The organism is Streptomyces sp. XY431 (genome assembly GCF_001279805.1).
Lineage (GTDB): Bacteria > Actinomycetota > Actinomycetes > Streptomycetales > Streptomycetaceae > Kitasatospora > Kitasatospora purpeofusca.
The window spans coordinates 74,414-86,849 of record NZ_LGDO01000457.1 but is presented as its reverse complement, the minus strand read 5'-3'; the positions used below and the strand labels follow the sequence as shown (position 1 = coordinate 86,849).

Annotated in this window: 13 protein-coding genes; 6 read left to right on the top strand and 7 right to left on the bottom strand. The window is 73.2% G+C overall.

Annotated features, from left to right (window positions below; genetic code table 11):
• Positions 1–20: 20 nt before the first annotated feature.
• Genes ADK60_RS28930 through ADK60_RS28920 form a run of 3 tightly spaced genes read right to left on the bottom strand, consistent with a single transcriptional unit; the run spans position 21 to position 2,777 of the window.
• Complete coding sequence (locus ADK60_RS28930) at positions 21–941, bottom strand: metal ABC transporter permease (protein WP_045938471.1); 921 nt, start codon at positions 939–941, stop codon at positions 21–23.
• Positions 938–1,735, bottom strand: coding sequence for a metal ABC transporter ATP-binding protein (locus tag ADK60_RS28925; protein ID WP_053649822.1), 798 nt, complete (start codon positions 1,733–1,735; stop codon positions 938–940). Before ADK60_RS28925 ends, ADK60_RS28930 begins: the two co-directional genes overlap by 4 nt.
• A gap of 13 nt (positions 1,736–1,748) precedes the next feature.
• Positions 1,749–2,777, bottom strand: coding sequence for a metal ABC transporter substrate-binding protein (locus ADK60_RS28920; RefSeq protein WP_053649820.1), 1,029 nt, complete (start codon positions 2,775–2,777; stop codon positions 1,749–1,751).
• A gap of 191 nt (positions 2,778–2,968) precedes the next feature.
• Between ADK60_RS28920 and ADK60_RS28915 the strand changes: the two genes are divergently transcribed.
• Both ADK60_RS28915 and ADK60_RS28910 read left to right on the top strand, forming a co-directional pair.
• Positions 2,969–4,351: a glycine--tRNA ligase gene (locus ADK60_RS28915; protein ID WP_030395794.1), complete on the top strand. Its 1,383-nt coding sequence runs from the start codon at positions 2,969–2,971 to the stop codon at positions 4,349–4,351.
• A gap of 224 nt (positions 4,352–4,575) precedes the next feature.
• On the top strand, positions 4,576–5,121 hold the full coding sequence (locus tag ADK60_RS28910) for a hypothetical protein (RefSeq protein ID WP_053649818.1): 546 nt from the start codon (positions 4,576–4,578) through the stop codon (positions 5,119–5,121).
• Positions 5,122–5,191: 70 nt separating this feature from the next.
• On the opposite strand, the gene ADK60_RS43910 is transcribed toward ADK60_RS28910, so the two are convergent.
• Together ADK60_RS43910 and ybiA are read right to left on the bottom strand one after the other, a co-directional pair.
• Positions 5,192–6,412, bottom strand: a complete 1,221-nt coding sequence (locus tag ADK60_RS43910; protein ID WP_159400630.1) for a hypothetical protein — start codon at positions 6,410–6,412, stop codon at positions 5,192–5,194.
• A 190-nt stretch (positions 6,413–6,602) separates the two neighbouring features.
• The gene (ybiA, locus tag ADK60_RS28900) at positions 6,603–7,193 is read right to left on the bottom strand and encodes a riboflavin biosynthesis intermediates N-glycosidase (protein WP_045938476.1); all 591 of its coding nucleotides are present in this window, start codon (positions 7,191–7,193) and stop codon (positions 6,603–6,605) included.
• A gap of 180 nt (positions 7,194–7,373) precedes the next feature.
• Here ybiA and ADK60_RS28895 point away from each other — a divergent pair, with 180 nt between their 5' ends.
• From ADK60_RS28895 to ADK60_RS28885, 3 genes are all read left to right on the top strand, one after another.
• On the top strand, positions 7,374–7,883 hold the full coding sequence (locus tag ADK60_RS28895; protein WP_053649813.1) for a VOC family protein: 510 nt from the start codon (positions 7,374–7,376) through the stop codon (positions 7,881–7,883).
• A gap of 175 nt (positions 7,884–8,058) precedes the next feature.
• Entirely contained in the window at positions 8,059–8,598 is a 540-nt protein-coding gene (locus ADK60_RS28890; RefSeq protein WP_045938478.1) for an RNA polymerase sigma factor, read from the top strand.
• Positions 8,595–8,864 carry a hypothetical protein gene (locus ADK60_RS28885; RefSeq protein WP_234371312.1) on the top strand — a complete coding sequence of 90 codons (270 nt, stop codon included), beginning with the start codon at positions 8,595–8,597 and terminating at the stop codon, positions 8,862–8,864. Before ADK60_RS28890 ends, ADK60_RS28885 begins: the two co-directional genes overlap by 4 nt.
• 60 nt (positions 8,865–8,924) lie before the next feature.
• Here ADK60_RS28885 and ADK60_RS28880 read toward each other — a convergent pair whose 3' ends face one another.
• The gene (locus ADK60_RS28880; RefSeq protein ID WP_079008757.1) at positions 8,925–10,430 is read right to left on the bottom strand and encodes an MFS transporter; all 1,506 of its coding nucleotides are present in this window, start codon (positions 10,428–10,430) and stop codon (positions 8,925–8,927) included.
• A gap of 94 nt (positions 10,431–10,524) precedes the next feature.
• On the opposite strand from ADK60_RS28880, the gene ADK60_RS28875 reads away from it, so the two are divergent.
• Complete coding sequence (locus ADK60_RS28875; RefSeq protein WP_053649810.1) at positions 10,525–11,430, top strand: helix-turn-helix transcriptional regulator; 906 nt, start codon at positions 10,525–10,527, stop codon at positions 11,428–11,430.
• A gap of 404 nt (positions 11,431–11,834) precedes the next feature.
• Here the strand turns inward: ADK60_RS28875 and ADK60_RS28870 are convergent, their stop codons facing one another.
• Positions 11,835–12,419: a hypothetical protein gene (locus ADK60_RS28870; protein WP_053649809.1), complete on the bottom strand. Its 585-nt coding sequence runs from the start codon at positions 12,417–12,419 to the stop codon at positions 11,835–11,837.
• Between the last annotated feature and the right edge of the window lie 17 nt (positions 12,420–12,436).

Below are 12,436 nucleotides of genomic sequence, written 5' to 3'. Positions count from 1 at the left end.
TGGTGTGGGCGACTGGCACCTCATTGTGCCAGCCCCGCACTGGGCGCCGGAGTGGTCGTGTCGACCCGCTCCGGGCCGGGCAGTCGGACGTCGCAGACCTGCGGTCCGTTCTCCTGGGTGTCGCGGTGGCGGCGGCGGGCGAGGGGGGCGGCGATCGCGCCGAACACCGCGAACACGACGATGGCCAGCAGCACGATGGCCGGGCCGGAGGGCACGTCCAGCTGGTAGGAGCCGGTGACACCGGCCAGGGCGACGAGCACGCCGACCGCGATCGAGCCGGCCTGGGTGGCGGCGAAGGAGCGGGTGAGCTGCTGGGCGGCCGCGACCGGAACCACCATCAGGGCGCTGACCAGCAGCAGGCCGACCACCCGCATGGCGACGGTGACGGTGACCGCGGCCATCACCGCGAGCAGCAGGTTGAGCAGGCGCACCGGGACGCCGGTGACCCGGGCGAAGTCCTCGTCCTGGCAGATCGCGAACAGCTGGCGGCGCAGGCCCAGGGTGACGGCGACGACGACGGCGCCGAGCGCGCCGATGGTGGCCAGGTCGGCGGGGGAGACGGTCAGGATGGAGCCCCAGAGGTAGCTCTCCAGCGAACCGGCGCCGGCCTGGGCGGACTTGGAGACCAGCAGCTTGCCGCAGGCCATGCCGCCGTAGAAGAGCATCGCGAGAGCGATGTCACCGCGCTGGTTGCCGCGCGCGCGGACCAGTTCCATGGTGACGGCGCCGAGCACGCAGACCGCCACGGCCATCCAGACCGGGCTGGTCTGGAAGATGAAGCCGAGGCCGACGCCGGTCATCGCGACGTGGCCCATGCCGTCGCCCATCAGTGCCTGGCGCCGCTGCACCAGGTAGATGCCGACGGCGGGGGCGGTGATGCCGACCAGTACGGCGGCGATCAGCGCCCGCTGCATGAAGTCGTAGCTGAGCATCTCGGTCATGACAGCAGTCCCCGGGGTCGGTCGTGTTCGTGGCCGTGGTCGGCGTGCGGATGGACGTGGTCGTGCCCCGGCAGGGCGTGCAGACCGGTGTTGGGAACGGGCGGGCCGTCGTGCGCGACGCAGCCGTCGCGCAGCACCACGGCCCGGTCGATCAACGGCTCCAGCGGCCCGAGTTCGTGCAGCACCAGCAGCACGGCGGCGCCGCGCGCGACCTCGGCGCGCAGGGTGTCGGCGAGCACCTGCTGGCTGGCGGCGTCCACTCCGGCCATCGGCTCGTCCATGATCAGCAGATCGGGGGCGCCGGCCAGGGCACGGGCGATCAGCACCCGCTGCTGCTGGCCGCCGGAGAGGTCGGCGACCCCGTCCCGGGCCCGGTCGAGCATGCCGACGGCGGCCAGCGCGCGGTCCACGGCGGCGCGGTCCGCGCGGCGGAACGGCAGCAGCCGGTGCAGGGGCAGCCGGCCGGTGGAGACGACCTCCCGGACGGTGGCCGGGACACCGGAGGCGGCGGTGGTGCGCTGCGGCACGTAGCCGATCCGGTGCCAGGCACGGAACCGGGCGAGCGGGGTGCCGAACAATTCGAGCGTGCCGCGCTCCAGCGGGACGGCCCCGGTGACGGCCTTGACGGTGGTGGACTTGCCGGAGCCGTTGGCGCCGAGCAGGGCGACCACCTCGCCGGGGCGGACGGTGAGGTCGACGCCGCGCAGCACCGGCCGTCCGCCGCGCGAGGCGACGGCGTCGTGGAGGCGGACGGCCGGGGGTGCCGGTGGTGCCAGGGGTGCCGGGGAGGTCATATCGGTGGTCCCGTCAGCTGGTGGGTGCGGCGGTTGCGGGCGCGGCCGGCGCGTCGGTGCCGAGGGCGGTCCGCAGGTTGGCCAGGTTCTGCCGCATGACCGAGAGGTAGTCGTCCTTGGCCGGGTCCTTGACACCCTCCAGCGGGTCGAGGACGGCGGTCCTGAGTCCGAGGTCCTTGGCAACGGTGTCGGCGAGCTTGGGGCTGACCAGGGTCTCGAAGAAGATCGTGGTGACGCCGTTCTCCTTGGCGGCCTTCTGGACGTCGGCGAGGCGGGCCGGGGTGGGCTCGGACTCGGGGTCGACGCCGTTGATGGCGACCTGGGTGAGGCCGTAGGCCCCGGCGAGGTAGCCGAAGGCGGCGTGGCTGGTGACGAAGGTGCGGTTCCGGACGTCCTTCAGTCCGTCCTTGAACTCCTGGTCCAGGGCGGTGAGCCGGCCGACCAGCTCGTCGGTGTTCTTCCGGTAGTCCTCGGCGTGGGCCGGGTCGGCCTTGGCGAACTCGTCGCCGACGCTCCTGGCCACCGCCGCGTAGCGGGTCGGGTCGAGCCAGATGTGCGGATCGCCGGCGGCCCCGTCGTGGTCGTGGCCGTCGTGGCCGTCACCGCTCTGCCCGTCGCCGCCGTGGTCGTGCCCGTCGCCCTCGGCGTGGCCCTCGGCGAGGTGGTGGTCCTCCAGCGGGGCGGCCGCGGTGGCGTCGATCCTGTGCTTGGAGCCGGAGCCGGCGACCGCCTTGTCGACGGTGGGCTGCAGGCCCTTGAGGTAGACGATCGCGTCGGCCTTCTTGACCGCCCCGACCTGCTTGGCGGTGAGTTCGAGGTCGTGCGGCTCGACGCCGGCGGCGGTGAGGTCGGTGACCTTCACGTGCTCGCCGCCGATCCGGTCGGCGAGGAACTCCATCGGGTAGAAGGACGCGACGACGTTCAGCTTGCCTTCCGCGCCCTGGGCGCCGCCACTGCTGCCGCAGGCCGTCAGGGTCAGGCCGGCGGTGAGGGCGGTGGCGGTCAGGGCTATGGCGCCGCGAGTACGTCGTCGGATCATCATGACAACCATTCTCAGATTAGATGGAAATGATTGTCAAATCACTCGGACGGGTGAACGGGTGGTGACGGTGAGTGGGCCGGTGCCGGAGATACCGATTTGAACCCCGTACCCATATGGCCGGTAACCTGAGGTATTCGGGTACGCGCAACCAGCCGTGCCCTGACCGTGCCGTACGTACTGAAGAGAGCACTGTGGCAGCCGACAAGATCGAGACGATCGTCAGCCTGAGCAAGCGCCGTGGCTTCGTCTACCCCTGCAGCGAGATCTACGGCGGCACGCGTGCCGCCTGGGACTACGGTCCGCTGGGCGTCGAACTCAAGGAGAACATCAAGCGTCAGTGGTGGCGCGCGATGGTGCAGGCCCGTGAGGACGTCGTCGGACTCGACTCGTCGGTGATCCTGGCCCGTGAGGTCTGGGAGGCGTCCGGCCACGTCAAGACCTTCAACGACCCGCTGACCGAGTGCCTCTCCTGCCACAAGCGCCACCGGGCCGACCACCTGGAGGAGAAGTACGAGGCCAAGCACGGCTTCCCGCCGCCGAACGGCCTCCAGGACGTCAACTGCCCGGACTGCGGTGTCAAGGGCCAGTTCACCGAGCCCAAGGACTTCTCGGGCATGCTGAAGACCCACCTCGGCGTCACCGAGGAGGCGAGCGGCCTGGCCTACCTGCGCCCGGAGACCGCCCAGGGCATCTTCACCAATTTCAAGGCCGTCCAGACCACCTCGCGCAAGAAGCCGCCGTTCGGCATCGCCCAGGTCGGCAAGAGCTTCCGCAACGAGATCACCCCCGGCAACTTCATCTTCCGGACCCGTGAGTTCGAGCAGATGGAGATGGAGTTCTTCGTCAAGCCGGGCGAGGACGAGCAGTGGCACGAGTACTGGCTCCAGCAGCGCTGGGACTGGTACGTCGGCCTCGGCCTGCGCACCGACAACATGCGCCTGTTCGAGCACCCGAAGGAGAAGCTCTCCCACTACGCCAAGCGCACGGTGGACATCGAGTACCGCTTCAACTTCGGCGGCACCGAGTTCTCCGAGCTGGAGGGCATCGCCAACCGCACCGACTACGACCTGACGGTGCACAGCGAGGCCTCCGGCCAGGACCTCAAGTACTTCGACCAGGAGTCCGGCGAGCGGTACTTCCCGTTCGTCATCGAGCCGGCGGCCGGTCTCAACCGCGCCATGCTGGCGTTCCTGATCGACGCCTACTTCGAGGACGAGGCGCCGAACGCCAAGGGCGTCATGGAGAAGCGCGTCGGCATGCGGCTCGACCCGCGACTGGCCCCGGTCAAGGTCGCGGTGCTGCCGCTGTCGCGCAATGCCGACCTCTCGCCGAAGGCCCGCGGCCTGGCCGCCGACCTGCGCACCGCCTGGAACGTCGAGTTCGACGACGCCGGTGCCATCGGCAAGCGCTACCGCCGCCAGGACGAGATCGGCACGCCGTTCTGCGTGACGGTCGACTTCGACACCCTGGAGGACAACGCGGTGACCGTGCGCGAGCGCGACACCATGACGCAGGAGCGCGTCTCGCTCGACCAGGTGAAGTCCTACCTGGCGGCGCGGCTCATCGGCTGCTGACGTCGGCGGGCCCCGGCGCCCGCGGTCTTCCGTGCGAACCCCCGTTCGCCCCGGTTCCCCCGGGGCGGGCGGGGGTTCCGCGTTGAAGGGGGTGCGCTGTTGCGGGGGAAGCCGCGTCGGCGGGTGCTGTTTCCGGAGTTGCCGCTTCGGGGTTCGGTCGCTGTGATGATCGGCTAATCTCCGCTCCGGGCCGCCGGACCGGCCCCAGCTACGGGGAGGTTGGGATGGCAGATCCATGGGCGATCGCGTCGGGTGTCGGCGCCCTGGCTTCGGTCGCGGGGGCCTGGGCGGTCTACCGGGGACAGACCCGGCAGGTGGACTTCGAACTCGCCCGGACGCTCCACCTCGACCTGACGAGCGGTGAAGTGGCGCTGGCCCGCTACGTCCTGGTTGCCTTCCGCCGGGGGCAGCAGCCCTACGGACCCGAGGTGCTCGCGGCCTACTTCACGATGCTGTGGTGCTTCGAGCGCGTCCTCCAGGGCCGACGGTCCATGATCCGGTCGCCGCTCGACCGGGTCCGCCGCAGCTCTCCCGTGCGCTTCCTCGACGAGGCCATCGCCATGCATGTGGCGAGCTGGGAGCGGAACCTGCCGGAGATCCGGCGCCGGTTGATCGAGGCCCTGGCCGAGGTGCACGGCGACGAGCTGCGCGACCGGGGCCTCTCCGCCAAGTTCGAGGCGCTCGCCGGGGCGCTGCGTTCGGCCGGGGTGATGCCGACGCCGGCTCCCGTCGCCCTTCCTCCGCAGGGGGAGTCCGCCCCGGCCTCGTGAGAGGTGGGTGGGGCGGGCGCCGGCCGAGAGGGGCAGACGCCGGTCGGGCGCCGGCCGGGTGGGCCCGGGCTCAGCGGCGGCCCCAGCGGGAGCGGGGGCGGTTGGCCGGGGTGGTGGGGAGACCGGCGGTACGGAGTGCGGCGAGGGTGGTGCGGTGCTGAGCGGGGTCCGCGAGCAGAGGTGTGAGCAGCGCCTCGTAGAGGTCGGTCCGACCGGCCAGCGCGCCGGCCAGCCGGACCAGTTCGGCCGGTGGGCGCAGCGTCGCCAGCTCGCCCAGCAGCAGGGCGGGCAGCGGCGCGGGGAGTGTGGTGGCCAGGGCGGTGAGGTCGCCGGTGGGACGGCCGGCGGCCTGACGCAGCAGGGTCCGGGCGTCGGCGGCGCGGTCCGCCCGGTGGAGGACGGTGGCGAGCGCGGCCAGCTCGGCGGTCGGGGCGGAGCCCCATTCCCAGAGCAGGGTGGCGCCGTCGGCGTGCTGCCCGGCCCGTTCCAACCCGTCGAGCAGGGCCGGCAGGTCGGCGGCGGGGCAGGAGCGCAGCGCGTTGAACAGGTCCCCGGCCTCCTCGGCCAGTCCGGCCCGGCGCAGCTCGGCGAGGGTGGCGGCGGCGTGGTGGGGACTGCCGTGGACGGCGCTGCGGGCGAGGTGGAGGGAGGCGCCGGTCGGTCCCCGGTGGGCGAGTCGGGCGGCCAGCGCGGCGGTGTCCTCCGGGGTGAGGTGCTCGGCGGCCTGGCCGAGGATGTCGGCGGCCTCGGTCGGGGAGGCCTTCCGGTACAGGCCGGTGATGCGCTCGGCGAGGGCGGCGAGCTCACCGGGGGAGCGGTGGCGTGGTGGTGCGGGTGGTGGTGGTGCGGGTGCGGGTGCGGGCCCGGGTGAGGGTTCGGGGCTGGTGGGCGTGGGGTGAATGTCCTGGTGAGCGTCGGTGCGGCCGCCGTCCGGTATGCCGTCCGGGGTGCCCGCGCCGGTTCCGGACCGTTCTCCGCCCCCGACCCGTGGTGACGGCTGCCGCAACTGCTCCTCCAGGGTCTTCAACCGGTCGCTCAGCTCCAGGCAGCGGGCACCCAGCCCTTCGCGCAGCGTCCGCGCCTGGGTCAGCTGCCGCAGCAACTCGCCGTCCACCCGCTGCCGGTCGGGCAGCGACCGGACGGCTTCGGCGAGCCGCCGCTCGCGTTGCACCGCGTACTGTCTGGCACGCAGTAATTCGTCCAACTGGGCTCTGAGTTCGAGAGCGTCCTGCTCGCTCGCACCGATGCCCGCGTCCGGGACGAGGGGCTGTTCCGTGTGCCGTGTACGCATGATCACCGCAACCTGTCCAACTTGACCCTGACGGCCAGTCATCCTGGCGTTGAAATACGGCGCTGAAGTTACGGCAGTGCGTCCACAGTCTTGCGAGTGGTGTCCGGGGGCGCATGGGGCGCACGGATCGCGAGCGACCCGGCGCGCGCTTGCTGTCCGTGCGCCTCCCGGCCGGAGGCGCCGGTCCGGCTCACTGCTCGGTCGCGGCGAGCCGGGCGCGGGCCTCCATGAGGGCGAAGCCGAGCAGGTTCTCGCCGCGCCACTCGGCGGGCCGCTCGGCGCGCTCGTTCTCCGCGCCGAGGCCGATGCCCCAGATCCGGTCGAGCGGGCTGGCCTCCACCAGGACCCGCCGGGCGGTCGACAGCAGGTAGGCGCGGAGCCCGGCGTGGCCGCCGAACTTGGCGACGTTGCCCGTGACGACCAGCTCGAAGCGCCCCGCGCGCCAGACGGCGTCGTCGAAGCCGCGGACCTGGCGGCCCAGTTTCTTCGCCTCGGCCGCGCTCGGTGCGGCCAGGATCAGGGCGAGCGTCCTGCTGTCGTCGAACATCCGGGCCTTGCCCGCCATCATCCAGTGCTCGGCGGTCCGGTACTCGACACCGTCGACGGCGAACGGGTGGTCGGGCCACCACTGGCTCAGCACGCCGGGACCGAACGACCCGTCCCGCTGCGGCTGATGACCCCAGAACAGCAGCCACTTGGCCCGGGCGCCGGCCGCCACGGCCGCGGTCAGGGCGGCCCGGTCGCGGGTGTCGGCAGGATCGATCGTGCGTTCGTCGTTCATATCGTCATGCTGACATAAAGGGATTCGGTGCGGCGAGCGGGTTTTCCGTCGGGTCCTAGGGTTCCGCGGATGTCGGGCCGTGCGGCGCGCCACCGGTGCCGATGTCGCGGGCCTGAAATGAAGGCGGTCCCAGCGCGGTTGTCGGTGGGGCGCCTTCCGCTTTCCTCCAGAGGAGCCGAGATGTCCCAGCCGTCCGAAGCCTCCCCCGCCGTGCGTGAACTCCGCCTGGTGGTCACGGCCGCCGACTACGAGCAGGCGCTGCACTTCTACCGCGACGTCCTCGGGCTTCCCGAACGCGCCGCCTTCGCCTCGCCCGACGGGCGGGTCACCATCCTGGAGGCCGGTCGCGCGACCCTGGAGATCGCCGATCCGGGCCACGCCGACTTCATCGACGAGGTCGAGGTCGGCCGACGCGTCGCCGGCCATCTCCGGGTCGCCTTCCAGGTCGACGACTCCGCCGTCACCACCGCCGAACTCGCCGCCGCCGGTGCCGAGGTGATCGCCGAACCCGTCCGCACCCCCTGGAACTCCCTCAACTCCCGCCTCGAAGCCCCCGGGGGCCTCCAGCTCACCCTCTTCACCGAACTCGGCGAAGGGGGCGAGGTCGGTGAAGGCGGTGAGGTCGGCGCGGGTGGTGAGGTCGGCCAGGCCGGTGGAGGTGGCGCGGTCGGCGACCCGGCGACGGAGTGACCCTCGGTCGTGGTGGGGTGAATCCTTTCCCGGGGTCGGCGCCTCTTATGGACGGCTTCGGTGAGGACCGGGGCGGACGAGGAGGTTGTGACGATGGTCTGGGCGGCTGTGGCGGTCGGTGTGCTGCTGGTCGGGGCGTGCAGCGTGACGGTGCTGCGGAAGTGGGGGCGGCGGCGTGGCTGAGGTGCGGGAGTGGCCGGGGAGTTCGGTGGTGGCCGCGGCGCAGGACGGTGATGTGGAGGCGATCGCCGCGCTGGTCTCGGGGGCGCATCCGCATGTGCGGCGGTTCGCCCGGTCGCTCTGCGCCACGCCGGAGGACGCCGAGGACGCGGCACAGGAGGCGCTGATCATCCTCTACCGCAAGATCGGGATGCTGCGGGCGACCGGGGCGCTCGCCTCGTGGATGTTCCGGATCGTGCGGAACGAGTGCCTGCGGCGGGCGCGTTCGGCGCTGTGGGAGCGTCCGGTGGTCGGGGCGGCGCCGTACCGGTCGGCCGAGGACGAGGTGCTGGGGCGGCTGGAGGCCGGGCGGGTGGCGGAGGCGATCGCGGCGTTGCCGGAGGATCAGCGACGGGTGCTGGTCATGCGGGACGTCCAGGGGCTCAGCGGGCGGATGGTCGCCGATGCGCTGGGGCTGAGCACCGCGGCCATGAAGTCGAGGTTGCACCGGGCGCGGGCGGCGGTCCGGGCGGTCACCGTCGGAGGGGAGTGGTGAAGGGCGGCGCTTCGGGGTACGCCAGCCGGACGGTGGCGGGGCATCTGGTGCGGGGCGGGGTCGGGTTCGGCGCGCTGGTGGGGGCGTTCGTGCTGCTGCCGTTCGCCGGGCCGGTGGCGCTGCTCCTGTTGCCGCTCGGGATGGTCGCCCTGCGCGGGTGTCCGACCTGCTGGGTGATCGGGCTGCTGGAGACGGTGTCGCGGGGGCGGCTGCGGCGTGAGTGTGTCGACGGGCGGTGCGAGCTGCGTCCCGCCGGGGCGGATTAGGCCTGGTCGTGGCCACCCGGAGCGGGTGGCCACGACGGAAGGAGGACCCAGAGCCGGCCGTCAGCCGATGGAGCGGGGGAGGCGGGTCGTCAGGTAGAGGACGGTGAAGGACCCCAGGAGCTGGATGCCGAGGCAGAGGGCGAGCGCGCGGTCCATGCCCAGGGTGGGGGAGAGGCTCAGGTAGAGGGTGCCGAGGGTGGCGACGCCCAGGGCGAGGCTGGACTGCTGACTGGTGGCGAGGACACCGCTGCCCACACCCGCCCGTGCGGCGGGGACCTTGGAGAGGACGACGCGGAACAGCGGGGTGCCGATCAGGCCCTGGCCGATGCCGGCGAGCGCGACGCCGGGGGCCATCCGCAGCGGGGAGAACCCGTTCCAGTCGGCGAGCACGGTGACGGCGAGGGTGACGAGGCCGAGGGCCTGGACGGCGGCGCCGGCGGTCAGGACCCGGCTGCCGAAGCGGCCCATGAGGCGCGGGCCGGAGAGCGAGGCGGTGAAGTAGCCGACGGCCATCGGGACCAGTGCCCAGCCCGCCGCGACCGGGCCGAGGTGCAGGCCCTGCTGGAGCGCGACCGCGATGACGAACATGAAGCCGCCGAAGCCGCCGAAGTAGGGGAGGGCGATGCCGAGGCCGCGCCGCATCTCGGGGATGCGCAGCAGGGTGGGCGGCACCAGCGGGGCGCCGCCGAGGCGCTCGGCCCGGCGCTCGACCAGGGCGAAGGCGGTGGCGAACACGGGGAACAGGGCGAGCAGCAGCCAGGACCACAGCGGCCAGCCGGCGGCGCGGCCCTCCATCAGCGGCACCAGCAGGGCGAGCAGGGCGGCGGTGAGCAGCACCGTCCCGGCGACGTCGACCTTGGCGCCCTGCGGGGCGCGGCTCTCCGGGACGAAGCGCAGGGCGAGGACGAGGGCGAGCAGGGCGAAGGGGACGTTCAGCAGGAAGACCGAGCGCCAGCCGGTGTCGAAGAGGTCGGCGGCGACCAGCATCCCGCCGAGGACCTGCCCGATGACCACCGAGATGCCGCCGACCGCGCCGTAGACCGAGAGGGCGCGCCCGCGCCGGGCACCGTGGGTGGCGGCGGTGATGGTGCCGAGGACCTGGGGGATCAGCAGGGCGGCCGACGCGCCCTGCGCGGCCCGGGCGGCGACCAGGCTCCATGCTCCGGGGGCGAGTCCGCAGGCGAGCGAGGTCACGGCGAAGGCGGCCGCTCCGACCACGAAGAGGCGGCGCCGGCCGAAGAGGTCGCCGAGTCGTCCGCCGAGGACGAGGAGGACGGCGAAGGCGATGCCGTACCCGGCGGCGACCAGCTCCAGGACGGCGGGTCCGGCGGCGAGGTCGCGGTCGATGGTCGGCAGGGCGACATTCACTATGAAGAAGTCAAGCATCGGGAGGAACGCCCCGAGCAGGACGGTGACCAGTCCGGCTGTACCGAGGGAAGGAGAGGAGGGGGAGGAAGGAGCAGGGGCGAGGGGGGAGGCCGGGGCGGTGGTGCTGCCGGGTGAAGCGGCTGAGGTGGCGGTGGGGACGTGGGGCCTGGTGGCGGTCAGTTGCTGGGTCACGGTCATACGATCCGCTGCGCCGCACCCTGGTACCAGAGTGTGCTTATCCAGGTATAAGAAGTACCTGGCAACAGGATGAGCTGTGCCGCATGCTGGTGGAATGAGTCTGACCGCCGTGACGGCAACCACCGGAAAAGTGCCCGCCGATCCTCGGCGGCAACAGCTGGCGGCGTTCCTGCGCAGTCGCCGGGAGCGGATCACCCCCGAGCAGGTGGGGTTGCCGCCGACCGGTCGGCGGCGGACGCCGGGGCTGCGCCGTGAGGAGGTGGCGCAGATCGCCGCCGTCGGGGTCACCTGGTACACGTGGTTGGAGCAGGGGCGCGAGATCCAGGTGTCCGTGCAGGTGCTGGACGCGGTGGCGCGCGCCCTGCTGCTCGACCCCAGTGAGCGGGCCCATCTGTTCACCCTGGCCGGCGCGGAGGATCCGGCGCCGGTGCGGGAGTGCCCGACCGTCACGCCCGCGGTCCGGATGACGCTGGACCGGATGGCCCCCTACCCGGCCGCGGTGATCAACTCCCGCTACGACGTGCTGGCCCACAACGCCCAGTACACCGGGATCGTCGGCGATCTGGCCGCGCTGCCGCCCGAGGACCGCAATCTGATGTGGCTGGCCTTCACCCCCTCGCGCTTCCGTGAGGTGCTGGTGGACCACGAGGAGGAGCGGGACGTCATGGTCGCCCGGTTCCGGTCCGGGATGGGCGACCACGGGGCCGAGCCCGCCTGGCGGGCGTTGCTCTGCCGGTTGCGCAAGGCCTCTCCGGCGTTCGACGTGGCCTGGCAGCGGCACGACGTCCTGCGGCCGGGCAACGGCCTGAAGCGCTTCCTGGTGCCGGAGGTGGGGCTGCTGCGGCTCGACTACACCAGCCTCTGGCTCGGTCCGGTCCAGGGGCCGCGGATGATCGTCTACACCCCGAAGGACGAGGAGACCGCCGCGCTGCTGACGAGGCTTCCCACCCGGCTGCCGTCGGCCGTGGCGGGGGCGGGGACGGGGGTGCCGCTCGGCTGACGGTCGCCCGGTGCGGGCCAGGCCGAGGGCCAGGCAGAGCGCGGCCAGCGGGAGCTCGACACAGCCCGCCATGATCAGCGCGGCGAGCGTCTCCTGGCCCGGCAGCGCGGTGGCGATGTCGACCAGGGCGTCGCCCGCGAGCAGCAGGGCCACCACCGCGGCCGGTCCGGCGGCGGCCGCGCCGCGGCGGCGCAGCCCGGCGTCGAGCCGGAGCAGGGCGGCCAGTTCGCACAGGTCGAAGGCGGCCCACGCGGTGTCGCCCGCGGCCAGGAGCAGGGCCGTCCAGGGCAGCAGCAGGAAAGCGGCGAGCGCGGGCACCCGCTCGGCGAGCGGACCGAGCACGGGACGGCCGGCCCGTGCGGTGCGCGGCGCGAAGGTGGGGGCGAAGCCGAGGACGGCGGTGCTCATCGGGCACCCCCGGCGGCGCCGCCGACGCGGGCCCGGCCCAGCGCCGACCGCTCGGGGGCGGCACCGCCCGCCTCGACCAGCACACCGTCGAACACGCCCTCGCCCCAGGCGAGCCAGAACTCCCCGCCGACGGTGACCACCTCGGCCGCGCGGACGACCGGGGCGGGCCGGCCGGGCAGCCGGAGTAGCCGTCCGCCGGTGAACCCGACGACCGGGACCGCACCGCCCCGCGGCAGCCGCCCCCAGGCGAGACCGTGCCGGGAACGGCGGCGCCCGCCCGCTCCGGCCCCGGCCCAGGAGCGGGCCCCGCGCAGCAGACCGCCGGTGAGGCGGGTCGCGACCAGAACGTCCACCAACTCGTCGTGCTCGTAGACCTCCAGGGCCGCCCGGCCGCGGGACCGGCCGGCCCGGACGCTGCGCACCGACCACGGACCGGCGGCCGGGTGGGCCGGGCCCCGCAGGCCGGCGGGTCCGACCGGAAGCCGCCCCTCTGCCGGGTCGGCCGTGGCGGCCGCGGCGGTGGCGCCGAGGGTCGGACGCCCGTGCGGCAGATCGGCGGAGTGCGATGCGTAGCTCGTCATGCCCTCAAGACTGGCCG

What these genes read in the sequence shown, in the direction of transcription:
- ADK60_RS28930 (WP_045938471.1), bottom strand. Translation starts at nt 941, where the DNA reads ATGACCGAGATGCTCAGCTACGACTTCATGCAGCGGGCGCTGATCGCC.
- ADK60_RS28925 (WP_053649822.1), bottom strand. Translation starts at nt 1,735, where the DNA reads ATGACCTCCCCGGCACCCCTGGCACCACCGGCACCCCCGGCCGTCCGC.
- ADK60_RS28920 (WP_053649820.1), bottom strand. Translation starts at nt 2,777, where the DNA reads ATGATGATCCGACGACGTACTCGCGGCGCCATAGCCCTGACCGCCACC.
- ADK60_RS28910 (WP_053649818.1), top strand. Translation starts at nt 4,576, where the DNA reads ATGGCAGATCCATGGGCGATCGCGTCGGGTGTCGGCGCCCTGGCTTCG.
- ADK60_RS43910 (WP_159400630.1), bottom strand. Translation starts at nt 6,412, where the DNA reads ATGCGTACACGGCACACGGAACAGCCCCTCGTCCCGGACGCGGGCATC.
- ybiA (WP_045938476.1), bottom strand. Translation starts at nt 7,193, where the DNA reads ATGAACGACGAACGCACGATCGATCCTGCCGACACCCGCGACCGGGCC.
- ADK60_RS28895 (WP_053649813.1), top strand. Translation starts at nt 7,374, where the DNA reads ATGTCCCAGCCGTCCGAAGCCTCCCCCGCCGTGCGTGAACTCCGCCTG.
- ADK60_RS28880 (WP_079008757.1), bottom strand. Translation starts at nt 10,430, where the DNA reads ATGACCGTGACCCAGCAACTGACCGCCACCAGGCCCCACGTCCCCACC.
- ADK60_RS28875 (WP_053649810.1), top strand. Translation starts at nt 10,525, where the DNA reads ATGAGTCTGACCGCCGTGACGGCAACCACCGGAAAAGTGCCCGCCGAT.
- ADK60_RS28870 (WP_053649809.1), bottom strand. Translation starts at nt 12,419, where the DNA reads ATGACGAGCTACGCATCGCACTCCGCCGATCTGCCGCACGGGCGTCCG.